A 24,898-nucleotide genomic window follows, 5' to 3' on the forward strand; every position below is an offset into this window, starting at 1 on the left:
AGCCGTTTTTATTAATAAAACTGACTACTTTTTGCGTTAACGCAATAAAATTTAATTATTTACTGTTTTTTGTTAAGCAATTTAATAAGCGTAATCAGTCATACAATTAACTTTTTAGATCCTAAGATCAAAATCAATTTATTGATAATACGCTACTAACTAGTTTTGCGATCCCTGCGTCGGCTTCAAGAATCGATTCTGCCAACATGTAAGCAGGGGTGGTAACTAACTTATTTGGTTCATCGATAACTACACCGTCAACCGCACAATCTATATGTTTAGCGCCTAATGTGCTTAGCGCTTGTGCTGTCTCTACATCATTACCAATAGTAAGTGCGGCGTTATCGTAAATAAATGGGATCAATGTGGGTGCGATACACATATAACCTGCAGGCTTATTCGCTTTTGCAAATGATTTACAAGCATTAAGGACGTCCTGATTGATATTTGCTTTTGCGCCTTTAATTGCAAAATCGCATAAGTTTTTTGCAGCACCGAAACCGCCAGGCACAATTAATGCGTCAAACTGAGTCACGTCTAGTTCAATCAGTGATTTAATGTCACCTCGTGCAATGCGAGCAGCTTCTGTTAATACATTGCGTTTATCAGGCATTACTTCACCTGTTAAATGGTTAATGGTATGAAGTTGCTCAATATCTGGTGCAAAACACTGATACGTTGCGCCATTTTTGGCTATATGTAATAAAGTTAAAATTGCTTCATTAATTTCACTACCATCGTACACACCAGACCCTGCTAATATTACTGCTACGTTTTTCATGCTTTTGTGCCCCTAAAGTCTTTTTTATAAGTCGATCGGATGAAGTTTAACATGCTCAAAATTTCTCGCGAAAATAAATTTTTAGTACAAAAATCATTCGCAGTGCAAGTCGTTTTGCGGTTTATGCCATTTGCGATCACTTTGCCTTTAAAAAAATTATAAAGGATCGCTATGATCTTCGATCCATTGTGCTAGAATACTCCTCCGGTTATTTAAATGGACGCGAATAATCAAAGTGAATAACAACAGAAGCAGTCGTTAGAAAACCTTTTTCCACATTGGTTTAAAATAATAAAAAAAGAACCTCGTATTATCTTTTTTAAATTAAAACATACAGTTAAAGTATTTTCTAGGCATTTTATAATGCTTTGGAAGAATAGCTCGTGGCTGTTATCTACACACTTATCCACAGCTTGCTCTAGTTTTAATAACACGATAAACAGTAATTCACAGTCGTTTTATTTACTACCTTATGGCATGCTTATAATTACCTTAATTTTTTGCATTTAGGATCCAAATTCACCATGGCTCAGATCCCCGAAAACCCACTTATTTTAGTTGATGGCTCGTCATATTTATTTCGTGCTTATCATTCTCCGCCGCATTTAACTAATTCTAAAGGTGAGGCTACGGGCGCTATTTATGGCGTGATCAACATGCTTAAAAGCTTGATCAGACAATATGATCCCTCACACATGGTGGTTATATTTGATGCTAAAGGCAAAACGTTCCGTAACGATATGTATAGCGAATATAAGGCAAATCGCCCGCCGATGCCGGATGACTTACGTACGCAAATAGCACCAATACATAGCATTATCAAAGCGATGGGTTTTCCGCTAATTAGTATCGAAGGCGTTGAAGCTGATGATGTTATTGGCACATTTGCACGCATTGCAACTGAGCAAAAACGGCATGTCCTTGTCTCCACTGGCGATAAAGATATGGCGCAACTTGTAAATGAACACGTTACATTAATAAACACGATGACCGACAGTATTTCAGACCCTGTTACCGTAGTTGAAAAGTTTGGTGTAGGCCCCGAGCTTATTATCGATTACTTGGCACTAATGGGCGATAAGGTCGATAATATCCCAGGTGTTGAAGGCTGTGGTCCAAAAACGGCCGTTAAGTGGTTAGAGAAATATGGCTCGTTGCAAGGTGTAATGGATCACGCAAGTGAGATTAAGGGTAAAATAGGTGAAAAGTTAGCTGCAGCTCTCGATCATCTGCCTTTAAGCTACGAGCTTGCAACAATTAAGTGCGATGTTGAAGTTGAATCAGATCTTGATACGTTCAAACTACAAGAGCCAAATAAAGACGAATTAATTGCACTATATGGTGAGTGCGAATTTCGTCGTTGGTTAGCTGAGATACTAGATAACCCTAAAGATGCAGAAACACATCTAGCTGTACCTACCGAAGCCACTGAATTACCAAAAGTAGAAGATGCCCATTACGAAACTATTTTAACGCAAGCGCAATTTGATACGTTAATAGAGCAATTAAATAGTGCCGAGTTATTTGCATTTGATACAGAAACTACCAGCCTTGATTACATGAAAGCGCAATTAGTGGGTATGAGTTTTGCCGTAAAAGCGGGTGAAGCTGTGTATTTACCTCTAGCGCATGACTACCCGGGTGCGCCTGAGCAATTAAGTCTGGAATTTGTAATGCAAAAGCTAGGTCCAATTTTGTCCGATGAAAACAAAGCTAAAGTAGGGCAAAACCTTAAATACGACAAAAGTGTATTAGCGAATGCAGGTTTTGCGCTAAACGGTATTAAGTTTGACACCATGCTTGAGTCATACGTATTTAATAGTGTGGGTACACGCCACGATATGGACTCGCTAGCACTTAAATATCTAGGTCATAAAAATATTAGCTTTGAAGATATTGCTGGCAAAGGTAAAAAGCAACTTACCTTCAACCAAATTGAACTTGAAAAAGCTGCGCCTTACGCTGCAGAAGATGCCGATATTACTTTGCGCCTACATGAAGTGCTTTGGCCAAAAATAGCGGCTGATGAAAAGCTAAAATCTGTATTCGAAGATATAGAAATGCCACTTGTTAGTGTGATTTCTGATATTGAACGAACCGGCGTTGCAATAGATAGTAATATGCTTGCAGCGCACAGCCAACGATTAGGCGAGCGTTTAATTGAGCTTGAAAAAGAAGCATTTGAAATAGCAGGCGAACCATTTAATTTAAGCTCTCCTAAGCAACTACAAGTATTGTTGTTTGAAAAGCTTGGCCTGCCTATTATCAAAAAAACACCTAAAGGTGCACCTTCTACCGCAGAAGAAGTATTGCAAGAGCTTGCTCATGATTATCCACTACCGAAAGTAATTATAGAGCATCGTGGTTTATCAAAGCTTAAATCAACTTACACCGATAAATTACCATTAATGGTGAATGAGAAAACCCAGCGTGTACATACATCTTATCATCAGGCAATTACAGCAACGGGGCGCTTGAGTTCAACCGATCCTAATTTACAAAATATTCCTATTCGTTCAGAAGAAGGGCGTCGAATTCGTGAAGCGTTTATAGCTGCAGATGGTTATAAAATTGTCGCTGCCGATTACAGCCAAATTGAGCTGCGTATTATGGCGCACCTTTCACAAGACAAAGGTCTATTAAATGCATTCGCTAACGGCTTAGATGTACACAGTGCAACTGCCGCTGAAGTATTTGGTGTAGAGCTTGATGATGTAACTACCGATATGCGCCGCAAGGCAAAAGCAGTAAACTTTGGTTTAATTTATGGTATGTCGGCATTTGGTTTAGCACGTCAACTAGATGTGCCACGCCATGAAGCGCAGCATTACATAGATAAATACTTTGAGCGTTTTCCTGGTGTATTAGAGTACATGGAAACAACACGTGAAAAAGCGGCTGAAAATGGCTACGTTGAAACAATATTTGGTCGCCGCCTACATTTGCCAGAAATAAACGCACGTAATGGCGCGCGCAGAAAAGGAGCCGAACGTGCTGCTATAAACGCACCAATGCAAGGTACTGCTGCTGATATTATCAAAAAGGCAATGCTGAGCGTTAACCGCTGGGTACACGAACAAGCGCCAAATACGATTAAGTTACTTATGCAAGTACACGATGAATTGGTATTTGAAATTAAAACAGACTGCGCACCAGAATACACAAAACATATTTGTGAGCTGATGTCGCAAGCTGCAGCGCTTGATGTGCCGCTTATTGTTGAAGCCGACGAAGGTGACAACTGGGAACAAGCCCATTAATGCAATTTGAGCATTTTAATTAAAGCGCCTTTTGGCGCTTTTTTTATGTTTAATAAAAATGACGAATAACAGCTATTTAATTAGCTATATGCAAGCTTTAGTTAAAATAAGGTTAATTTAAGCAACTATTTGTATTAAATAGTTATATGTTCGTCAATTCGAGCTGTTTTACAGGAATATGATTGTATTTTAATGCGTGCTTTTGTTAAAGTCCCGCCTGTCCTATCCTGTAGGACATCCTGTTGATGATGCATCTGAAAGGGTGCAACAAATTGATAGCTTCTCCCCAGTTTGCTATACCGGCCTACCAACTTGTTTGGTGGGCCGTTTTTTGTTTTACGCCTAAAAATCCTATCTAATTAATTCTTTTTTGCGCTATACCAATTGTATTATTCATTCGTCACTTCGAGGTGGTTTGGGTACATCGCAGGTGATACCATCGAAGTGCTACCATTTTTATTCTTTTCATTTTATTACTAAGGAGTGCGTTATGTTTAAAGCATTAGCTATTGCAGGTTTTTCTTTATCAAGTTTAGTTATTTCTAATGTTGCTCAGGCCAATTGGCAGCTAGTGAATGATAAAAGCCAACTAAGCTTTGTTTCAATTAAAAAAGATTCGATTGCTGAAGCTCACCATTTTACTAACCTTGAAGGTATGCTTTCTGATAAAGGAGAGTTTAGCGTTAATGTTGATTTAACATCAGCCGAAACTCTAATCCCTATTCGTAATGAGCGTTTAGCTACATTTTTATTCGAAGCGGCTAAATTCCCCAATGCTGTTTTAACTGCAAATTTAACTAAAGAGCTAAGTAATATTAAAAAGCCTGGTCAATACATATTGAAGGGTATTAAAGCTGAGCTTGATTTTCATGGTAATAAAAAACCATTGGCAATTGATGTACTCGTTAACAGCACGCAAAGTGGTGATTTAACGGTATCATCATTAACACCTATTATTATTAATAGTGATGATTTTGGTGTAACCGAAGGCGTTAAAAAGCTGCAAGAGCTAGCGGGTTTACCTTCAATTGCAACAGCAGTACCTGTTACATTTGCAATAACACTTAAAAAACAGTGATTTCTTTAAGTGAGCTTAGCAAGCGATTAAGTGAGCCAAGCAAACCTTTTGATAGTTGGCAGCCTAACCATTGTGGGGAGCTGCCAATTGTTATTAATAATGAAGGGAAATGGTTTTACGATGGCAGCGAAATAACACGCCCAGCCATGGTGAAGCTGTTTGCTTCTGTATTATGTAAAGAAGATGAGCAATTTTATTTAAAAACCCCTGTCGAAAAAATAACAATAACGGTTGTAGATGCGCCGTTTATTATTGTTGATTGGCGTTTTGAAAATACAGCGCAAGGGCAAGTGTTGTGTTGTATTGATAATTTAGCTAGGCAGTGGCTAGTGAGCGCTCAGCAGCCCTTGCATATAAAAGACTACAATGGTTCAAAGGTGCCTTATTTAAAGCTACCGTATGGTTGTAGTGCGCGAGTTTCACGCAGTGTATTTTATCAGTGGGCTGAAAAAGCCGAGTCTGATAAGCTCGGCTATTTTATTAAATCTGCAGGAAAGCAGTTTTATTTATCGTAACGCCAGCGTTTAAGCCTCTGGGTTTGTTTCGTCTGTGATTGTTTCATCGGTAGGTGGTACAGCAATAACAGGACCTAAAAACCATTCATCTAGCTTTTTAGCTACTTCTGGTAAACCGGTGCCTTTTAATGATGAAAACGCATGAACTGTGATATCGCCATCAAGCGTGCTTAATTCACGACGAACTTGCAGTACTTGTGATTTACGAGGGCCTTGCTTTAGTTTGTCGGCTTTAGTTAATAGTGCCAATACTGGAATTTCACTACCAATTGCCCAGTTAATCAAATCACGGTCTAAATCTTTTAATGGATGACGAATATCCATTAAAATAACAATACCTTTTAAACTTTGACGCTTTTGCAGATATTCACCTAACGACTTTTGCCATTTCTTTTTCATTTCGATTGGTACTTTAGCAAAGCCATAGCCTGGTAAATCGATAAGGCGCATATCGTCGACATCCGCTAAATCGAATGTATTGATTAGCTGAGTACGTCCAGGTGTTTTACTTGTACGTGCTAGCTTCTGATCGGTTAATGCATTTAATGCACTCGACTTACCTGCATTGGAGCGACCGGCAAACGCAACTTCAATTCCCGTATCAGCAGGTAATTTAGTAATGTCGGGAGCGCTTGTTACGAAAGACGCAGTATTATATTTGATACGAGATTTGAGCACAGGCTCTCCTAAAACTTAAAAAAATAACATTGAGTAAACCAAATTCACTCAGGGCGCGTATTTTATACTATAAAGGATGTATTAAAAAGCGTATTTAACCACCTAAAAACAGCACCTATGGTACATTTAAAACATGTTAAAGCTTAATCTAAGTCAAAACCCTGTAAATTATAAGCTTAATATGTGTAGAAAACGTGCCAGAGAATTTATTATCGTGTAGAATATATGTATTACAACATCACGATTGTAGATGATACAGGGTCGGAAACAGAGAATTCACCATGAAAAAAATAGCACTATCTTTAACAATATTGCTTGGTGCGTTGTCAGCAAGCAACGCAACAGCATTTGATGGCGATGTAAACGCAGGTAAAGAAAAATCAGCAACGTGTGCGGCTTGTCACGGCCCAGACGGTAATGCGCCGGTTAATATTTACCCTAAAATTGCAGGTCAACATCCAGATTATATCCTTAAGCAACTTCAGGATTTAAAATTAGGTATGACGTCAGGCGGCAAAGAAGGGCGTATGGATCCAGTAATGAGCGCTATGGCTATGCCACTTAGCGAGCAAGACATGAAAGATCTAGCTGCTTATTTTTCTTCAATGAACATGACTGAAGGTGCTACACCTAAAGATGTTGTTGAAGTTGGCGAAATGCTCTTTAAAGCAGGCGATGCGGGGCGTGGAATTCCATCATGTGCAGCATGTCATGGTCCACGTGGTAACGGTTCATCACTTGCTAAGTTTCCAAAAATTTCTTTTCAGCATCCTGGATATATCAAGTCTCAACTTGAAAAATTCCGTGATGGAACTCGTCACAATGACTTAAATGGCATGATGGGCGATATAGCGAAGAAATTAACAGATAAAGATATTGAAGTACTTTCTCAGTACTTAGGTGGTTTACACTAAAGTCGTATTTATTTAGCAATTAATAATAAATACACTACAATGTTTTACAAAAAGCAGCCCGGGCTGCTTTTTTTGTGTGCAAAATTAACGATATCACCCGTTTAAATGTAAGACATTGACCATGCGTGAGTGTGAGAAAAGTCTTCTTTTTATTTTTTATCTATCATTAACTTATTGTATTTTATTGTTTATTTGATTTTAAAATGTAATAAGTATAATAAAAGTTATATAAACCAGTTGTAACAAAATCATTAACGAGTAAATTAACCACTGTCGCAAAAGAACAATAACAAAATGGAAACAAGCTATAAGGAAAGTGGCGCGGCATGACTACATAGCACAAGATTGGTGCTACTAAAGGAAATAATAAAAAAGTGTCAGGATGACCGAAAATAATAAAAAACTCATGGAAGTTTAATAATAAAAACAAAATGGAATGTAACAAGGAACGTAAAAATAATAACAATACGGACTGATAATAATAAAAATAATAAAGACTAAAAAAAGTCGAAGGGAGAAGTGTCCAGATAATGGCGCTCAGATTAGCAGGCGGTAGAGATGTTTTCTCTACCGCCTTTTTATTTGTCCTGTTACAATACCCACCGTTTAAAATTAGCGATTAATTAGCTAAGGCGCTTTTAAATGAGAAACCCAACCTCTATAGCGCAAACTGAATTCTTCTGGCTAGGCCAGCACTGCGATGCCCATTAATTTGCGCTTCGCTCAAAACCTCTTAAGTGAGATGATCAAGATATGAGTAGAACTAAAAAGTCACGCAAAAGCCCAGCAAACGGACCTGTTCGTTTAAGCCAAGATAAGCTTAAAGAAATGCGCGCATTAAAAGAGCAGCGAGTTAAAAAAACCAAAGGCGCAAAGCCCGGTTCTCGTAATGCGCCAGATTTACTAGATAGCGAAAGCCAAAATAGTAATCACGCGCCTAAAGATAAGCGTGTAGGCAGTAAAAAGCCTGTGCCGTTAATCGCAACCGCGCCAGAGCCTAAAGTTGAAATGAAACGCAACTTAAAGCCAACTATTGAGCTGAAAAAAGTAATCGAGCCTGAATTTACACCTGAACAAGAGCTAGAAGCACTTGAGAATGATGAACGTTTACTTAAATTAGTAGAGCGTCATGAAAAAGGTGAAATGCTAACAGGTAAAGATGCTAAGTACTTTAATAGTCGCATTGCTCGTCATCAGGCGTTATGTGAAATTCTTGGTATTGAAGATGAGGACGAAGACGAGTTTGAAGATGACCTTGAAAGCCAAGGCAATTCTGATTTCGATCAATACTTATCTGATGATTTAGCCAACGAATGGTTAGATGAAGACGACAAATAGTAAGGATAAATAATGAGTACCTCGGTAATTTTAGCCTTACTTTTAGGCGCTGCTATCATAGCTGGTTTGGCATTTTATGCGGGTCAGTTGCTGTATAAGTTAAATGCGCAAAAAAAGTTAATTGCTAAAACGCAGGCTGAACAAAAGCAAAAGCTTGAAAAGTCGCGTTTAAAGCGAAACGCAAAACTAGCCGATAGTATTCATTTAATCGCACGTGCAATGAATGAAGAGCAGTGTGAGTTTTCTGAAGGCTGTTTACGCATTTGGGTACTTATGTCTCAGTATGCCTTTGAAAGCGAGCGTGATTTAACAACGCAGTATCCTGGTATTTATAAGATGTATCAGGTAGTTAAAGAAATGCCGACGCACGATGCACGTAAAAAATACTCTAAAAAAGAGATTTTTAAGCTAGATAAGGCTCGCTGGCAAGCTGAAAAAACACTTAAAGATGAAGTTAAAGCGGATTGCGCTAAAATTATCATCGAGTTTAAAGCCGCTCCAGGTAGCGATAAAGTCGTTTTTAATTAAAGCTACACCTTAAATACAAAAAGCAGACCTAGGTCTGCTTTTTTTGTGTCGATGTATTTATTATCCAGAGTTCAGGCTAAATCACTCTTGAAAAGCGCGTTGCGTTAATTTGTTTTTGTAAGTGAGCATCGAAGCACATACAAATAATACGAATGAATAAGTTACCGCGTGGTGTTACGCTAATTTTATTATCAATTATAGTTACTAGTTTATCTTTTATAAGTGGCGCCAGCGCTACTAATGCATCCTCAAAGTAGTCATTAAATATAAGCGCGTGTTTTCCACTAAAGTCTTGTATATCTAATTCAAATTGGCAAATGAGCTGTTTAATTGCATCAGCACGAATTACATCATCATGTGTTAAGTGCATTCCTTTATTAAGAGCACTGCCGCTTTGTGTTTCTACGCTGTGGTAATAATGTTTTAATTCTTTTTGATTTTGTAAAATGGCGGTGCCAATTTGTGAAATTGATGACACGCCTAAACCTAATAAATCACAATTTCCATGGGTTGTATAACCTTGAAAGTTACGATGTAACTTGCCTTCATTTTGCGCAACAGCTAGTTCATTATCAGTTTTTGCAAAATGGTCCATACCAATAAATTGATAGCCTGCTTGTGTCATCTGCTCCAGCGTATTTTTAAACATGGTGAGCTTATTATGAGCACTGGGTAAATCTGCATCTTTAATCTTACGCTGTGCAGCAAAGCGCTCTGGTAAATGCGCGTAGTTAAACACTGATACTCTGTCAGGGCTTAACTCAATAAGTTGCTCTATAGTTTTCTTAAAGCTCTCTGGCGTTTGCAGAGGAAGCCCGTAAATCATATCTGCATTAATAGATTGAAATCCCAGCTCGCGAGCTTGTGTAATTAATTGCTTAACGGTATCTGCATTTTGCGGGCGATTAACAGCAAGTTGCACGTCATCGTTAAAGTCTTGAATCCCAAACGAGACGCGGTTAAAGCCAAGCATCCTTAAATCAACAAGCATATTATCGGCAAGTGAGCGAGGGTCTATTTCAATGCCGCGCTCTGTCGTGCGTGTAAAATTAAAGTGTTGTTCTAAAAGTTTAATTAAACGGGTCATTTGTTTTGCGGTTAAAAAGGTGGGAGTACCGCCACCTAAATGCAATTGCTCAACCGTGTAGCTTTTAAATAAAGGCGCTTGGGCAGTAATTTCTTTTGCTAAAAAGTCGAGATACGTATCTGCCTTAGATTGATGACGGGTAATTATTTTATTACAGCCACAGTAGTAGCAAAGCTGACTACAAAACGGGATGTGAATATATAAAGAAAGAGAGCGACTTGTTGACGATTCTATAGCGCTTAGTAGGTCTTGTTGCTGGTACCCGTCACGCAGTGATAAAGCCGTGGGATAAGAGGTATAACGCGGACCAGACACATTATATTTGTTTATTAGGGTTTCATCCCATTGTGGAAGTTTAATCATCACGCGCACCTAAGTATTTATTTAGGAGGGATTATAAAAAAGTACTCAGGAAGGCGGTTTGATCTATAACAAAAAAGGTGCCGAAGCACCTTTTTTAATAAAATATAACTTAATATGACCTAATTAATACGTAATAGTATGAGCATCTTTAAGGTATTGAAATAATTCTTTATAACCTTTACCTGGCTTTTCAGCTTTCGCTTCTTTTGCTGCATTACGAACTAATTGGCGCATTTGTTGGCGATCAAGAGACGGAAACTGCTCAATAGTCTCATTGATAAGGTCATCACCTTGTTCAATTAAATCTGAACGTAATTGCTCAATCTTCTTGACCAATACTTCAGCTTGGTTATTTTTATTAAGCATCACATCGATAATCGCTTTAATATCATCAATGTTTTCTACAGTACGCAGTGTTTTAGCGATGTAGTTTAAGTGGCGGCGGTACGCGTCGCTTTTGTTACTTATTTTATCAGCAACAACCATCGCTTCTTTTAAATCGTCATTTAATGGCAGGCGTTCGCGCTGTTTTTTACCCATTTTGGCAATTTCAGTACCTAACTGATGAAACTCTTGCGCTTCGCGTTTAAGCTCCGTTCTTGATACATATTCAATTTCTTCTTCAATTTCAGCAGGCTTGCCTTTTTTCTTTGCCATGGGGTGCTCTTAAATAAAAATAACTTTTGCCATTATACATGAATATGATACTTAGGAATATTAGCTGATGTGATGCATTGAGTGTGTTAGCATTTAAATATAAGAAATGCGTGCATTATGCCTCTAAGGCTCAGGACTTAATTTATGAAAAGCCAACAAAACGATCCAATTTATTCTCAAATATCGCAAGTTAAAGATGCGGTAGCAGAAGTACTCGAACATGCTAAAAAATTAGGCGCTACAGCTGCAGAAGCTGCGATGTCTAGCACGTCTGGTTTATCGGTTAGTACACGAATGGGTGAAGTAGAAACCATTGAGTTCAACCAAGACGGCGGCTTAGGCATTAGTGTATATGTTGGTAATAATAAAGGCTCGGCGTCAACGGCTGATTTAAATCCAAAAACATTGCGCACGGTAGTCGAAAAAGCGATTGATATAGCCAAATTTACATCTGATGACCCATTTAACGGCGTTGCTGATAAAGAGTTACTTGAATTTAATCCTAAAGATTTAGATTTATATCATCCTTGGGATGTAAGTCCTGAGGAAGGCATTGAGCTTTGTCATGCTGCTGAGCAAGCTGCATTAAATGCAGACGAGCGGATTGTTAACTCTGATGGTGCGAGTTTTTCATCGCATCAGGGATTACGTGTTTATGGTAACAGCCACGGTTTAATTGCAGGCTTTCCGCGCACTCGTCATAGTATTAGTACTATGGTAATAGGTAAAGATGGCGAACACATGCAGCGCGACTCTGCTTATACAGTTGCTCGCGATCAGGCTGGTTTAAATGATGCGGCGGCAGTGGGTCTTGAAGCGGCAGCTGAAACCTTAGCTAAATTAAATAGCCAAAAGTTAGGCACAATGAAAGTGCCTGTTATTTTTAGAGCCGATATTGCAAATTCATTGTTTGGTCACTTGGTGTCGGCAATTGGTGGTGGCGCGCTTTATCGTAAATCAAGTTTTTTACTTGATAGCTTAGGCACTCAGGTATTTAGTAATTGTGTGAATATTGCTGAGCGCCCACATATTTTAAAAGGGTTGGCATCGTCACCGTTTGATAGCGAAGGTGTTAAAACATTCGATAGAGAAATAATTCAAGGCGGCGAGTTACAAACTTATTTATTAGCAAGTTATGCCGCGCGTAAAATGAACATGACCCCAACAGGGCATGCAGGCGGTATACATAACTGGCTTGTTGAGCAAACTCATAACGATTTAACTGCACTATTAAAAACGATGGGCACCGGCTTATTAGTTACAGAGCTAATGGGGCAGGGCGTAAATACCGTAACGGGTGACTACTCTCGTGGCGCTGCAGGTTTTTGGGTTGAAAATGGTGAAATCCAATATCCGGTAAGTGAAATTACTATTGCTGGTAATTTAAAAGACATGTTTAAAGGTATTTCTGCCATTGGTGGTGATATAGAACGCCGTGGTGGTATTCAAACAGGCTCAGTATTAATCGAGCAAATGCAAATAGCCGGCGCGTAGTATTAATACGCAGTGTATACTTAGACCCAGAGTATTATCTCTGGGTCTAAGTGAGTTTTTACGAGGTGTAAAATGGCTAAAGATAGATATGCACCAAAACCGCTAACCGATATTATGGCGGGGTTAAATAATCGTTTATCGGCTTATGCAGGCAAAAGCCAAGCACTTGATACACAGCAAACCTTATTAAAAGATTTTTTAGGCCCTAAATTGGGTGATAAATGCCGAGTTAGTAATTACCGAGACGGCACGCTAATGATAGAGGCGGTATCTGCGCCTATCGCGCTTAGGCTTAATTATTTAAAAATGGATATGCTTTCACACTTTAGAGCAGCTGGAATGGCAGAGCTTGGACAAATAAAAATAACTGCAAATCCTCAAGCAACTCAGCGATTAAGTACCGCGAATAAATCGGGCAGCCCTACAGTTACCAACTCACGGAAAATGAGTGAGCAAACCGCTAATTACTTAAATGCGATAGCGGCTTCTGCCCCCCCTTCATTAAAAGAAAAACTAGAGCGTTTAGCGCTCCACGGAAAGAATAAAAGTTAGCCTTAGCCATCCACTATATTGTTATTGGTAGGGCTATTTTTGCAGCTCACCGCATTCAAAATACTTTGTTACATATTCCATTTTATTGTTGGTCTAATGAGGTTTATTATACTGCGTGGTGTGCTTTATTATTTAAAGCTCCCTTGATACCCATTCCATTAAGTAAAAGCGTACAGGCAGTGCTATTTTTACTCCTGCTATATTCAAGAATTTAATGGAGTTGGTATGTAATACCAACCTGCATAAATCTTTGAACAATTTAACGAATTAAATTGCACTATAACGTCGTTAAAATTTTTTTATTTAGAACAACTAGATACAAAAACTTTTGCCTAGTTCTAGCGTAATTTTCTTAACGTTAAATAGACCCCATACATAAGCAGATTGGTATGATTTAATTCTAACTAACAAACGGAACCATTATGAATAAAGTAACAATGGCCGCTGCGAGCATAGCGCTTGCACTTGGTCTAGTAGGTTGTGGTGAAAAACAACAAGAAGCTAAAGTAACCGATACTCCTGTAGTAACAGCACCCGCTGAAAAGCCACTAGAGCTTGGTATTGAACTAGCGAATATGGATAGTTCAGTACGCGCACAAGACGATTTTTATTATCATGTAAATGGACAGTGGTTAGCAAAAACTGAAATACCAGGTGATAAGTCTAACTACGGTTCTTTTTCGCAGCTATATGATGAGTCACAAAAAGCGATGAAAATTGCCCTTGAAAACGCAGCCGCGAATAAGGCCGCTAAAAAAGGCAGTGATGAGTATAAAATTGGCGCATTTTATAAAAGCTACATGAATCAATCTGCGCGTAATGAGCTAGGTATTACGCCATTACAACCGTCATTAGATACGATTGATAGCGTTAAATCTAAAGCTGACTTAGTGGGTTTAATGGCTAAAATTCAAAAACAAGGCGGCACTTTACCGTTTGGTTGGTTTGTAAATAACGATGCTAAAAACTCGAGCGAGTATGCATTGTATTTATCTCAGTCGGGTCTTGGTTTACCAGATCGTGATTATTACTTAAATGATGACGAAAAATTCACTAAAATTCGTGCTTCTTACGAGCAATACATCACAGATGTTTTAGCAAAATCAGGCGTTAAAAATGCAGCAGAAGCTGCCAAGAGCGTACTTGCATTTGAAAAAACACTAGCTGATGCTCAGTGGAGCCGTGTGCAAAGCCGTGATGCAACTAAATCTTATAACAAGATGACAGTAGCAGACGCAAGCAAGTTGATGGGGGAGCTTGATTTAGCTGCATTCTTTAAAGATGCAGGCGTGAGTGCAAGTGATATTATTGTACGTCAACCAAGCTACTTAGAAGCACTTGCTACTATTTATAAAGATACTGATTTAGCGACGTGGAAAAACTACTTAAAATTTCATTTTGTAAGTGGTTATGCAGAGCTACTTAGCGAAGATTTAGTTAACCTTAACTTTGACTTTTACAGCACAACACTTCGTGGCGTAGAAGAACAAGCACCTCTTTGGAAGCAAGCGGTTGATGCATCTAACAGTGTACTTGGTGAAATTTTAGGTAAGGTATACGTTAAAGATAACTTCCCGCCAGAAGCTAAAGCACGCATGGAAGAGTTAGTTGATAACGTAATTAAAGGTTATGGCGTTGCTATCGAAAATCTTGAGTGGATGAGCCCTGAAACAAAGCTTGCAGCGAAAGAAAAGTTAGACAAATTTACGCCTAAGATTGGTTACCCAGACACGTGGAAAGATTACTCAGAGCTAGAGATTAACTCAGACGAGCTAGTAGGTAATTACATCCGTTATAGCGAATGGGCATACGCAGACATGATTGCTAAATTGGGTAAACCAGTTGATCGCTCTGAATGGCACATGACTCCGCAAACAGTCAATGCGTATTACAACCCAGTAAACAATGAAATTGTATTTCCAGCCGCTATATTACAACCACCATTCTTTAATTTAGAAGCGGATGATGCTGTAAACTACGGCGCAATTGGCGCGGTAATTGGGCATGAGCTGGGTCACGGTTTTGACGACCAAGGTGCTAAATACGACGGTGACGGTAACTTACGTAACTGGTGGAGTGAGACTGACCTTAAGCAATTTGAAGAGCGTACAGCGGCTTTAGTTGCACAGTATAACGAATATAAACCGTTTGAAGATGCAAGTGTTAATGGTGAGCTAACGCTTGGCGAAAACATTGGTGACTTAGGTGGTTTAACCGTTGCGCATAAAGCGTATATGCTATCTTTAGGTGATAAAAAAGCACCCGTGATAGATGGTTACACAGGCGATCAACGTTTCTTTATGGGTTGGTCACAAATCTGGCGTCGTAACTACCGCGATGAAGAGTTACGTAATCGTTTATTAACAGACCCTCATTCACCAAGCCACTACCGTGTAATCGGTATCTTGTCGAACATGCCTGAGTTTTACGAAGCGTTTGACGTAAAAGAAGGTGATAAAATGTATATCAAACCAGAAGATCGCGTAAAAATCTGGTAATTGCATTACTATAAATAACAAAAAACCAGTAAGTTTTTAGCTTACTGGTTTTTTTGTATCTTGAATTTGTTTATCGACTAAGCACGCGTGCATCCATTCTTCGTTACTCAGTATGTTTTTATAAAGCGCGAGTTGGTTTTGTGTTCGCTCTAAATTATGCTCTGCATGAGCTACTTTAAAGTACACATCGTTATTTAAGTAATCAGTTAAAAAGCGCACACTTAACATGAGTGGCATAATTTTAGCGCCTAATAATAAGCTTTCTTGCTCTAGTATACTCATGCTACTTTTTAATGGCGTTACATAGCCTTTAACAATGGCTGAAAATATATCTTTTCGAATAACAACGTTGTGTAAGTTAGTTGAATCCTCGGCTTCGGGGGAGCAAAATGTACGTACCATGTCGCCAAAGTCATAAAGCCAAAGTCCTGCCATACAGGTGTCTAAATCAATAACTGCTTTTGCTTTGTGAGTTGTATTACAAAACAGCATATTATTTATTTTTGTATCGTTATGACACACTCTAAGCGGTATGTGTTTAGCTACCTGACTAAGCTCAGTAATTAAATGCTGCTGCGTTAAGCAATACTCTATTTCACCATTGCAGTGCTTTACTCTATTAACTACGTTGTTAGTGATTGCGGTATTTAATTGCTCAAAGCGCATCGCTAAGTTATGAAAATCAGGAATTACAGTGTGTAGCTGTTGCGCATCAAAATCTTGTAATGCATGAGCAAATACGCCAAAGGCGTAAGCCGCTTGCTCGCTCTGCTGGGTATTTTTAGCAACGTCTTCGCTGTAGCTACCGCTAATATAGTTAAGGACGCGATAATACGCATTATCAATTTTTATTAAGTGTTCGTCGCTTTGTGTCGCTATATGTTTGATTATTTCAAGCGGGTAATTATTTTGCAGTTGTTTAGCATTTAAATGCTGCTCAATTAGTTTTGCGTTACTCACTAACTGAGCAGGGTTTTTAAATACCTCAGTATTTAGTTTTTGCACAATAAACTGTTTATCAATACTTGTAAGTAGCCATGTACTATTTATATGACCGCTACCAATCGCACTAACTTGAGTTAACTCAGGGGGCAGTGCTAACAGTTCGCTTAGCTTATTTTGTATTGAGATATTCATTGTGCTCACTTATGCCCTTTTTTTATGCGTATCGGGCAACTATTTTTTCGATAATTTCAGCATTCGCTTCAGGAAAATCATAATTTTCTAATTCACTAATTGCTACCCATTCGCTAGGTTGCCCTTCAGCGCCATGTGCCTCACCGCTAAAGTTACTTACTACGTGTACATCTAATTTAACGCATTTATCGCCGTAGTCATGTTCAATCACCATCAATTGGCTAGAGCTGTGAATGGTTAGTCCAACTTCTTCAATAAGCTCGCGTTTAAGTGCAACAAACACACTTTCTCCAGCTTCGACTTTACCACCAGGAAATTCCCATAAACCGCCTTGATGTTGTTCATCTGCACGTTTACAAATGAATATAGCGTTATTTTTCTTAATAACACCAACAGCTACATGTACAATTTCTATAGTCATTACTTTAAAACTCCATAAAAAAAAGCGACGCTAGCGCCGCTTTTTAATAAGCTACTGACAATATTGGGTTATTTTAATTTACCGCAACACTGTTTGAATTTTTGACCTGATTTACAAGGGCAAGGGTCATTACGACCTACTTTTGGTTCTGTACGAGCCATTACTGTCGCTGTTTCTGGCGCTTCGCCACCTACGTGCTCAGCTTCTTCATGTTGGTATTCGCGAGGAGCATTTTCACTTTTACGGTGTTGCTCTTCTACTTTTTCAACATCTTCTTCTGCGCGTACTTGTACTTTACTTAGAATGCTTACAACATCTACTTTCAAGTTTTCAAGCATTTCGGAGAACAGCTCAAACGATTCACGCTTGTACTCTTGCTTAGGATTCTTTTGCGCGTAACCACGTAAATGAATACCTTGGCGTAAATGATCCATTGCAGCAAGGTGATCTTTCCAATGCTGATCAAGGCTCTGTAGCATAATCGCTTTTTCGAATTGACGTAAAACAGAATCGCCAACTTGCTCTTCTTTTTGCTTGTATGACTGCTCAACCGCCTGCTCAATACGCTCACGAAGCTTTTCTTCGTATAGTTTATTGTCATCTGCTAACCACTGAGTAATAGGTAACTCAATTAAGAAGTCTTGTTTTAAACGCTCTTCAAGGCCAGGAATATCCCACATTTCAGCAAGGCTTTGCGGTGCAATGTACTGATCAATTGTATTGCTAAGTACGTCACCACGAATTGCAGTAATAGTTTCTGAAATATCACCTTCTTCAAGTAGTTCGTTACGCTGAGAGTAAACAACACGACGTTGATCGTTTGCTACATCATCGTACTCAAGTAGTTGCTTACGAACGTCGAAGTTACGTGCTTCTACTTTACGCTGTGCATTTTCAATCGCACGGTTAACCCATGGATGTTCAATTGCTTCACCGCGTTGCATGCCTAATTTACGCATCATGTTCGTCATACGCTCACCGGCAAATATACGCATTAGCGCATCGTCCATCGATAAGTAAAAACGGCTTGAACCAGCATCACCTTGACGACCAGAACGACCACGTAACTGATTATCGATACGACGAGATTCGTGACGTTCAGTACCTATGATATGTAAACCGCCGGCATCAATTACTGCATCATGGCGAATTTTCCAAGCTGCTTTAATTTCAGCAATTTGCTCATCAGTTGGGTTTTCAAGTTTTTCAACTTCACTGTTCCAGTTACCACCTAACACGATATCGGTACCACGACCGGCCATGTTTGTTGCAATTGTTACTGTCCCTGGTAGGCCAGCATCTGAAACGATATCAGCTTCTTGCGCGTGAAATTTAGCATTAAGTACATTGTGCTTAATTTTTTCTTTGCGTAAAAACTGCGATAAATACTCAGAGCTTTCAATTGAAATAGTACCAACAAGCACCGGTTGTCCGCGGTCTTGGCAGTCTTTAATATCAATTAAAATAGCTTCGTATTTTTCTTCTTGCGTTAGGTAAACTAAATCGGCGCGATCATCACGAATCATCGGCTTATTAGTTGGCATAACAACAGTATCTAGGCCATAAATTGACTGAAACTCAAATGCTTCAGTATCGGCTGTACCTGTCATACCTGCTAACGTTTCGTATAAACGGAAGTAGTTTTGGAACGTAATAGAGGCAAGTGTTTGGTTCTCGTTTTGAATTTTTACACCTTCTTTTGCTTCAACAGCTTGGTGTAAACCTTCTGACCAACGACGACCTTCCATTGAACGACCAGTATGCTCATCGATAATAATTACTTCGTTTTCTTTTACAACGTAATCAACATCTTTTTGGTATAGCTTATGAGCACGAAGGGCGGCATAAACATGGCTTAGTAGCGTAATGCTTGCTGCTGAATAAAGCGAATCGCCTTCTTCAATTAAGCCGCGCTCAGTAAGTAGCTCTTCTACTTTAATTTGACCACGTTCTGTTAAATGAACTTGCTTAGATTTTTCATCGATAGTGTAATCGCCGTCACCTTCAATGCCTTCTTCGTCTTCTTTTTCTTGAAGCTCAAGTAAAGGAACGATGGTGTTTATTTCAGTGTATAGCTCAGAGCTATCCTCAGCTGGGCCTGAAATAATAAGCGGGGTACGTGCTTCATCAATTAAGATTGAATCCACTTCATCGACTACAGCATAGAATAATGGACGTTGAACTCGTTCATCAATGCTAAAAGCCATGTTGTCACGAAGGTAGTCAAAACCAAATTCGTTATTAGTACCGTATGTAATGTCGGCAGTATAAGCGAGCTTCTTTTGCTGCGGCATCATACCAGGTACGTTACAGCCTACTGTAAGGCCTAAAAATTCAAATAACGCACGGTTGGTTTCAGCATCACGTTTAGCAAGGTAGTCATTCACGGTAATTACGTGAACACCTTTGCCTGTTAAGCCGTTTAGATAAGCTGGTAGAGTAGCTGTAAGTGTTTTACCTTCACCGGTACGCATTTCTGCAATGCGACCTTGATGTAAAACCATACCACCTAATAACTGCACGTCGAAATGACGCATGCCATTTACACGCTTTGATGCTTCACGTACCACAGCAAAAGCCTCTGGTAGAATGTCGTCAAGGCTTTGTCCGTTATCGTAACGTTCTCTAAACTCAGCTGTTTTAGCTCTTAAATCTTCATCAGAAAGCGCTTCAAGTTGCGTTTCTAGCGCATTGATTAGCGCGACCGTCTTTCTTAAGTTTTTAATAGTGCGGTCATTGCGACTACCAAAAAGCTTGGTAAATAAATTAGATATCATGATAAAACCGTTACAATGTATTCTTTGTCAGCCGAGTATCGGCTAACCCATTTTTAACAATTGGTAATTAATATGTGCTTTTAAGTAACACTTAGAACATATTAATTAGCAATTTTGTATTAAACCGTTCAAAAAGCACTGTTTATTACGTGCGCTACTATACCAGACTCTGCCAAACAACAAACTATCTCAATAAAAAGATCGGTGTATAAAATCGAAAAATTTGATCTGGTTCGTAAAAATCACTTTGTATTACTCAATTACAGTAAAAATAGCAGCGAACTGTAAAGATATGGTGCTAAATAAATTAAAAACAAGGGTTATAGTTGCGCTTAAGTTTTACGCTTAAACACAACTATAAAATGAATGTTTTATAATTTAAATTGATTAACCGTTTTGTTAAGCGCCGCAGCTAAATCACTTAAGTCACGAGCTTCGTCAGCGAGGGTGTGCGCATGGTCAGCGGTACTGTTCACTAAGTTATTAATTGCCGAAAGGCTCGTATTAATATCTTCAGCAACAACAGTTTGCTCCTCGGTAGATGTGGCTATTTGATGACTTTGGTCTTGTACTTTAGTAACCGACTGCGCAATATTGTGAAGTGAGCTAAGCACTTCTTTAGTTTGAAGCACTGAGCCCTCGGTTTGATCTTGTCCTTGTTGCATCATTACTGAGGCTTGTTGAGCTATTTGCTGCAAGCGCGAAATCATATTTCGAATATCGTCTGTTGATTCTTGTGTGCGACTTGCTAGTGAACGAACTTCATCAGCAACAACGGCAAAGCCTCTACCGTGTTCACCGGCACGAGCAGCCTCTATAGCCGCATTAAGTGCAAGTAAGTTGGTTTGATCAGCAATGGAATTAATTACATCGACTAATGCACCAATGTTATTACTTTCTTGCTCAAGACCTGCAACCACTTTAGATGCTTCGCCAATATGTAATGCCAGTTCAGTCATTACTGTTTGCGCCTGTGTAGAACGGCTAGCTCCTTCAGCTGTAATTGCTTGTACTTCTTCAGCTGCGTTATTTGTGTGTTGTGCGTTACGTGATATTTCAAGCACAGTAGTCGCCATTTCAGTTACCGCTGCGCTCACGCTATCAACTTGCTGCTTCTCTTGCTGAATTTCAGAATTTGTTTTCTCAGAAACACTTCTTAGCTGGGCCGCTGCATTACTTAGTTGTTCTGCTTGCGCTGCGGTATCAAGCATCATGGCGTGTAACTTATCAATAAAAGTGTTCATGTGGTTGGCCAGCTGTCCCACTTCATCTTGACTATTAATATCAATTTTTTGAGTAAGATCGCCTTCGCCTGATGCTATATCACGCATAATGTGCGTAAGCGTTGTAATGGGTTTTGAAATCATGTGGGTAGCCCATAAAATCATGGCTAATATAATGATTAAGATAATAATTACCGCTGTTGTTGTAGCGGTTACTGCAGCATTTACAGGCTCTTCAATCATAGTAGTTGGGATAAGTAGACCTACATACCAATCTATATAAGGCTGCTCTAGCTGCAGACGATGGTAAACCACATAAAACTGCTCACCTTTAAAAGTAACCATTTGGCTGCCTTCAAGGTTATTTCGCATTTGTGTATTTAACTCTTTAAAGCCTGCTGTATTTGTAAATTGTTGCTCAAGCGCATCGAGCCCTTCTTTACCGTTTGCACCTTCATCTGTAATTGAAAGTTTATGCCCAGTGGCCTTTGAAAAATGTACTACTTTTTGATTGCCATCGAGTAAAAATCCATAACCTTGGCCGTTAAAGCGAATATTTTCGACCATGTCGTTAATTTTGTTTAATTGTAAATCAACACCGCCCATACCAATGAGTTTTCGCTGAGCGTTATAAACAGGTTGTTGTACTACTGCGGATGCTACGCCTGTGGTTAAATCAACAGAGATTGGACCTACGTAAAGCTTGTTAACTTGCATGGCTTCTTGCCACCACCCACGCTTGTAGGCGTAATAAGGCTGGCCGTTGTAGTGACTTGTACGCTCGTTTTCTTTAAAGTATTCACCGGTGGTTGCTGAGGCAAAAAAGGCCGATAAAATGTTTTCGTCATTTGAGCTTAAACGCACAAAGTCTTGGTTTACTTCGTTGTAACCTGGCGCGCTTTCGAGTGCTTGATCGCGCGTATCCCAATTTTCAAAAAAGTTGATTAAATGTGGGTTATTAACAAAGGTTGATACCATTTTACCGTACATCGCGAAGTAACTTTGCATTGAAAGTTGCTCGGTCTGTAGATAACTTTGTGCTTCGTTTTCTATGTTTTCTCTAGAGAGATTGGCAATGTGTTTAACAAAAAATGTTGAGGCGATAATTAGTAAAACGGTAATTGTTCCACCAATCAATAATAATATTTTCTTCCGTAATGATAAATTATTTAGCATGAGTACACATATTTTTATTATTTATGAAATTATATCTAATCATATCTTACTTAAAATCTCTATAAAGTTAGATAGAAAGAACTAATTATGCGTTTAAAATAAAGGCTTATACAAAAATGACAAATAAAAGTAATAAATTAGTAGTATTAGGTGCCGGCTGGTTAGGACATGCTTTATGCGTAAGTGCACAAAAAGCTGACTGGCAAGTACAAGGAACGCATAGAACAGATATACACGAGTTTGACTTTGAGCGTCAGTTTACACTTGAAGATGGACAATTAAGGCATCAAGTTGATTTACAAGATGCTTATTGGGTATGTGCTATTCCACCCCGTAGCAGACACAGTGAAAGTAATTATCCTGAAACACTCACCGCAGCGCTTAAGCTTTCAAAGGAGCTAAACGCAAAGGGCTTTTTATTGTGCTCATCAACCGGGGTGTACGATCAAGAGCCTGGTGTATATAGTGAAAGTAGCGATATTTCATGCACAAACGAGCGCCAAATAAAGCTTTACGAAGCTGAAGAGCAAGTGCTTGAACAAGATGGCAAAATACTTCGTTTAGCTGGATTACTAGGGCCTAATAGAGAACCGGGGCGTTTTGTGGCAGGTAAAGAGCTCAATACATCAAGTGAGCAAGTGGTAAATATGGTGCATCAACAAGATGTAATTAATGCTATTTTTGCGGTGATAGAGCACTGGCAAGTAGGGCAAAATATTTATAATGTGGTTAATCCTGCGCACCCTACAAAAGCTGAATATTACGCGATGAAGTGTCAGCAACATGGTGGTGAAATGCCAACGTTTACAGGAACTGATTCGGCTGAGCGAAAAATATTAGGCTCAGCCATTGAAGCCTTAGGGTTTAGCTATCAGCATGGTATTTAATATGCTGAAGGCAGGGGACTGCTCTCTATAAAGTCGCATAGCTTACCTTCACTTAGTAATGTGTTAGCAGCTTCGATATCGGGAGCAAAGTAGCGGTCTTTATCATAATAACTCACATGCTCGCGTAACAACGCTTTAGCGCTTTGCACTTTATTTGATGGTTCAAGCGGCTTTCTAAATTCTAGCCCTTGAACCGATGCTAACCATTCTATTGCCAAAACACCTTGGGTATTATTGGCCATTTCATCTAAGCGCCTTGCTGCAAAGGTTGCCATAGAAACATGATCTTCTTGATTTGCTGATGTAGGTAAGCTATCGACCGAAGCCGGATGCGCTAATGATTTGTTTTCTGATGCAAGCGCTGCTGCGGTAACTTGGGCAATCATAAATCCTGAATTTACCCCGCCGTTTTCAACTAAAAATGGCGGTAATTTGGATAGGTTTGAATCGATAAGTAATGCAATTCGCCTTTCTGCTAATGCGCCAATTTCGGCAATTGCGATTGCTAAGTTGTCAGCGGCCATTGCAACGGGCTCTGCATGAAAGTTTCCTCCCGATATTATGTCGCCTACATCGGCAAAAACTAGCGGATTATCGGTTACACCGTTCGACTCGCATAGCAACACTTCTGCAGCTTGGCGTATCTGAGTTAGGCAAGCACCTAGCACTTGAGGTTGGCAGCGAAGGCAGTATGGATCTTGTACTTTTTCACAATTTACGTGGGAATCACTAATCTGAGAGTGCGTATCGAGTAGCTCCCTAAATACTTGAGCGGTGTCTATTTGCCCTTGTTGGCCGCGAATCTCATGAATACGTGCATCAAATGGCGCGCGACTGCCCATTGCAGCTTCTATACTTATCGAGCCGATAACGCAGCTTTGTGCATATAAGTTCTCGCTTCTAAATAGGCCTTGTAGTGCAAACGCAGTCGACGCTTGTGTGCCATTTAATAATGCTAAGCCTTCTTTGGCTGCAAGTGTCAGGGGTTCAAGTCCCGCTATTTTTAACCCTTGTGCTGCGCTAATAATTTCTCCTTTATGTCGCATTTGACCTTCAGCTAATAAAGGTAGACACATATGCGCAAGAGGAGCTAAATCTCCCGATGCCCCAACGGAGCCTTTTTTAGGCACGCACGGATATACTTCGCTACTAAGCAGCTGCATAAAAAATTGGATTACTTGCAGGCGAATGCCCGAATAGCCACGTGAAAGCGAGTTTACTTTTAAGGTGATCATTAACCTTACTGTGCTGTCATCCATGTATTCGCCAATACCCGCAGCGTGTGAAAGTACAATGGAGCGCTGTAATAATTCAAGTTCGTCGTCGGCAATTTTGGTATTGGCTAATAATCCAAAGCCGGTGTTAATTCCGTATACAGTGCGGTGTTCATTGATAACGTTTTGAACGGTTTGCGCGCTGGCTGCTATTTGCGACTCGGCATGCTTTGCAAGGCTCAATTTTACCGGTGAATTATTAATTTTTCTTAGTGTGTTTAAATCAAGTGATCCGGGTGTGAGAGTAAGTTCGAACATGA

The 24,898-nt window shown here is 39.4% G+C and carries 19 protein-coding genes; 10 read left to right on the plus strand and 9 right to left on the minus strand.

Features of this window, described 5'->3' with window-relative positions; all coding sequences use genetic code 11:
• Nucleotides 1-133: 133 nt before the first annotated feature.
• Nucleotides 134-781: an isoprenoid biosynthesis glyoxalase ElbB gene (gene elbB, locus JG479_RS01585; RefSeq protein WP_197121753.1), complete on the minus strand. Its 648-nt coding sequence runs from the start codon at nt 779-781 to the stop codon at nt 134-136.
• 524 nt (nt 782-1,305) lie between these two features.
• Between elbB and polA the strand changes: the two genes are divergently transcribed.
• The 3 genes from polA to JG479_RS01600 all read left to right on the plus strand — a co-directional run bounded on the left by polA (nt 1,306) and on the right by JG479_RS01600 (nt 5,634).
• Nucleotides 1,306-4,041 (plus strand): DNA polymerase I, encoded by a 2,736-nt coding sequence (gene polA / locus JG479_RS01590; protein WP_200219782.1) that lies wholly within the window; start codon nt 1,306-1,308, stop codon nt 4,039-4,041.
• 490 nt (nt 4,042-4,531) lie between these two features.
• The gene (locus tag JG479_RS01595) at nt 4,532-5,119 is read left to right on the plus strand and encodes a YceI family protein (protein ID WP_039485927.1); all 588 of its coding nucleotides are present in this window, start codon (nt 4,532-4,534) and stop codon (nt 5,117-5,119) included.
• Nucleotides 5,116-5,634 (plus strand): DUF1285 domain-containing protein, encoded by a 519-nt coding sequence (locus JG479_RS01600; RefSeq protein WP_200219783.1) that lies wholly within the window; start codon nt 5,116-5,118, stop codon nt 5,632-5,634. Before JG479_RS01595 ends, JG479_RS01600 begins: the two co-directional genes overlap by 4 nt.
• A gap of 9 nt (nt 5,635-5,643) precedes the next feature.
• Here JG479_RS01600 and yihA read toward each other — a convergent pair whose 3' ends face one another.
• Nucleotides 5,644-6,312 carry a ribosome biogenesis GTP-binding protein YihA/YsxC gene (gene yihA / locus JG479_RS01605; RefSeq protein WP_007377272.1) on the minus strand — a complete coding sequence of 223 codons (669 nt, stop codon included), beginning with the start codon at nt 6,310-6,312 and terminating at the stop codon, nt 5,644-5,646.
• Between the two features lie 281 nt (nt 6,313-6,593).
• Here yihA and JG479_RS01610 point away from each other — a divergent pair, with 281 nt between their 5' ends.
• The 3 genes from JG479_RS01610 to JG479_RS01620 all read left to right on the plus strand — a co-directional run bounded on the left by JG479_RS01610 (nt 6,594) and on the right by JG479_RS01620 (nt 9,092).
• A complete protein-coding gene (locus tag JG479_RS01610) occupies nt 6,594-7,226 on the plus strand; it encodes a c-type cytochrome (RefSeq protein WP_002959922.1) in 633 nt (210 codons plus the stop codon).
• Between the two features lie 753 nt (nt 7,227-7,979).
• Nucleotides 7,980-8,564, plus strand: coding sequence for a Der GTPase-activating protein YihI (gene yihI, locus JG479_RS01615; RefSeq protein WP_002959924.1), 585 nt, complete (start codon nt 7,980-7,982; stop codon nt 8,562-8,564).
• A 12-nt stretch (nt 8,565-8,576) separates the two neighbouring features.
• A complete protein-coding gene (locus tag JG479_RS01620) occupies nt 8,577-9,092 on the plus strand; it encodes a DUF2489 domain-containing protein (protein ID WP_002959926.1) in 516 nt (171 codons plus the stop codon).
• 76 nt (nt 9,093-9,168) lie between these two features.
• On the opposite strand, the gene hemN is transcribed toward JG479_RS01620, so the two are convergent.
• Both hemN and yjgA read right to left on the minus strand, forming a co-directional pair.
• Complete coding sequence (gene hemN, locus JG479_RS01625) at nt 9,169-10,542, minus strand: oxygen-independent coproporphyrinogen III oxidase (RefSeq protein WP_200219784.1); 1,374 nt, start codon at nt 10,540-10,542, stop codon at nt 9,169-9,171.
• 123 nt (nt 10,543-10,665) lie between these two features.
• Nucleotides 10,666-11,199 (minus strand): ribosome biogenesis factor YjgA, encoded by a 534-nt coding sequence (gene yjgA / locus JG479_RS01630; protein ID WP_002959930.1) that lies wholly within the window; start codon nt 11,197-11,199, stop codon nt 10,666-10,668.
• A gap of 144 nt (nt 11,200-11,343) precedes the next feature.
• Between yjgA and pmbA the strand changes: the two genes are divergently transcribed.
• The 3 genes from pmbA to JG479_RS01645 all read left to right on the plus strand — a co-directional run bounded on the left by pmbA (nt 11,344) and on the right by JG479_RS01645 (nt 15,743).
• A complete protein-coding gene (gene pmbA, locus JG479_RS01635) occupies nt 11,344-12,693 on the plus strand; it encodes a metalloprotease PmbA (protein WP_002959932.1) in 1,350 nt (449 codons plus the stop codon).
• A gap of 72 nt (nt 12,694-12,765) precedes the next feature.
• Nucleotides 12,766-13,245, plus strand: coding sequence for a DUF721 domain-containing protein (locus JG479_RS01640; RefSeq protein ID WP_002959934.1), 480 nt, complete (start codon nt 12,766-12,768; stop codon nt 13,243-13,245).
• Between the two features lie 422 nt (nt 13,246-13,667).
• Nucleotides 13,668-15,743, plus strand: a complete 2,076-nt coding sequence (locus tag JG479_RS01645) for a M13 family metallopeptidase (protein WP_154903909.1) — start codon at nt 13,668-13,670, stop codon at nt 15,741-15,743.
• A gap of 36 nt (nt 15,744-15,779) precedes the next feature.
• Here the strand turns inward: JG479_RS01645 and JG479_RS01650 are convergent, their stop codons facing one another.
• From JG479_RS01650 to JG479_RS01665, 4 genes are all read right to left on the minus strand, one after another.
• Nucleotides 15,780-16,880 carry a phosphotransferase enzyme family protein gene (locus tag JG479_RS01650; protein WP_200219785.1) on the minus strand — a complete coding sequence of 367 codons (1,101 nt, stop codon included), beginning with the start codon at nt 16,878-16,880 and terminating at the stop codon, nt 15,780-15,782.
• 22 nt (nt 16,881-16,902) lie between these two features.
• Nucleotides 16,903-17,301, minus strand: a complete 399-nt coding sequence (mutT, locus tag JG479_RS01655; protein WP_007582062.1) for an 8-oxo-dGTP diphosphatase MutT — start codon at nt 17,299-17,301, stop codon at nt 16,903-16,905.
• 68 nt (nt 17,302-17,369) lie between these two features.
• Nucleotides 17,370-20,078, minus strand: a complete 2,709-nt coding sequence (gene secA / locus JG479_RS01660; protein WP_039485905.1) for a preprotein translocase subunit SecA — start codon at nt 20,076-20,078, stop codon at nt 17,370-17,372.
• Between the two features lie 371 nt (nt 20,079-20,449).
• The gene (locus tag JG479_RS01665) at nt 20,450-22,477 is read right to left on the minus strand and encodes a methyl-accepting chemotaxis protein (RefSeq protein WP_024596300.1); all 2,028 of its coding nucleotides are present in this window, start codon (nt 22,475-22,477) and stop codon (nt 20,450-20,452) included.
• Nucleotides 22,478-22,593: 116 nt separating this feature from the next.
• Between JG479_RS01665 and JG479_RS01670 the strand changes: the two genes are divergently transcribed.
• Entirely contained in the window at nt 22,594-23,364 is a 771-nt protein-coding gene (locus tag JG479_RS01670) for an NADP-binding protein (RefSeq protein ID WP_138488417.1), read from the plus strand.
• Here JG479_RS01670 and hutH read toward each other — a convergent pair.
• A complete protein-coding gene (gene hutH / locus JG479_RS01675; RefSeq protein WP_200219786.1) occupies nt 23,361-24,896 on the minus strand; it encodes a histidine ammonia-lyase in 1,536 nt (511 codons plus the stop codon). The genes JG479_RS01670 and hutH overlap by 4 nt on opposite strands.
• Between the last annotated feature and the right edge of the window lie 2 nt (nt 24,897-24,898).

This window comes from Pseudoalteromonas sp. LC2018020214, assembly GCF_016598755.1.
GTDB lineage: Bacteria > Pseudomonadota > Gammaproteobacteria > Enterobacterales > Alteromonadaceae > Pseudoalteromonas > Pseudoalteromonas distincta.

What these genes read in the sequence shown, in the direction of transcription:
- secA (WP_039485905.1), bottom strand. Translation starts at nt 20,078, where the DNA reads ATGATATCTAATTTATTTACCAAGCTTTTTGGTAGTCGCAATGACCGC.
- hemN (WP_200219784.1), bottom strand. Translation starts at nt 10,542, where the DNA reads ATGATTAAACTTCCACAATGGGATGAAACCCTAATAAACAAATATAAT.
- yjgA (WP_002959930.1), bottom strand. Translation starts at nt 11,199, where the DNA reads ATGGCAAAGAAAAAAGGCAAGCCTGCTGAAATTGAAGAAGAAATTGAA.
- JG479_RS01595 (WP_039485927.1), top strand. Translation starts at nt 4,532, where the DNA reads ATGTTTAAAGCATTAGCTATTGCAGGTTTTTCTTTATCAAGTTTAGTT.
- JG479_RS01610 (WP_002959922.1), top strand. Translation starts at nt 6,594, where the DNA reads ATGAAAAAAATAGCACTATCTTTAACAATATTGCTTGGTGCGTTGTCA.
- JG479_RS01645 (WP_154903909.1), top strand. Translation starts at nt 13,668, where the DNA reads ATGAATAAAGTAACAATGGCCGCTGCGAGCATAGCGCTTGCACTTGGT.
- JG479_RS01640 (WP_002959934.1), top strand. Translation starts at nt 12,766, where the DNA reads ATGGCTAAAGATAGATATGCACCAAAACCGCTAACCGATATTATGGCG.
- pmbA (WP_002959932.1), top strand. Translation starts at nt 11,344, where the DNA reads ATGAAAAGCCAACAAAACGATCCAATTTATTCTCAAATATCGCAAGTT.
- polA (WP_200219782.1), top strand. Translation starts at nt 1,306, where the DNA reads ATGGCTCAGATCCCCGAAAACCCACTTATTTTAGTTGATGGCTCGTCA.
- JG479_RS01620 (WP_002959926.1), top strand. Translation starts at nt 8,577, where the DNA reads ATGAGTACCTCGGTAATTTTAGCCTTACTTTTAGGCGCTGCTATCATA.
- elbB (WP_197121753.1), bottom strand. Translation starts at nt 781, where the DNA reads ATGAAAAACGTAGCAGTAATATTAGCAGGGTCTGGTGTGTACGATGGT.
- JG479_RS01670 (WP_138488417.1), top strand. Translation starts at nt 22,594, where the DNA reads ATGACAAATAAAAGTAATAAATTAGTAGTATTAGGTGCCGGCTGGTTA.
- hutH (WP_200219786.1), bottom strand. Translation starts at nt 24,896, where the DNA reads ATGTTCGAACTTACTCTCACACCCGGATCACTTGATTTAAACACACTA.
- JG479_RS01650 (WP_200219785.1), bottom strand. Translation starts at nt 16,880, where the DNA reads ATGAATATCTCAATACAAAATAAGCTAAGCGAACTGTTAGCACTGCCC.
- JG479_RS01665 (WP_024596300.1), bottom strand. Translation starts at nt 22,477, where the DNA reads ATGCTAAATAATTTATCATTACGGAAGAAAATATTATTATTGATTGGT.
- yihI (WP_002959924.1), top strand. Translation starts at nt 7,980, where the DNA reads ATGAGTAGAACTAAAAAGTCACGCAAAAGCCCAGCAAACGGACCTGTT.
- mutT (WP_007582062.1), bottom strand. Translation starts at nt 17,301, where the DNA reads ATGACTATAGAAATTGTACATGTAGCTGTTGGTGTTATTAAGAAAAAT.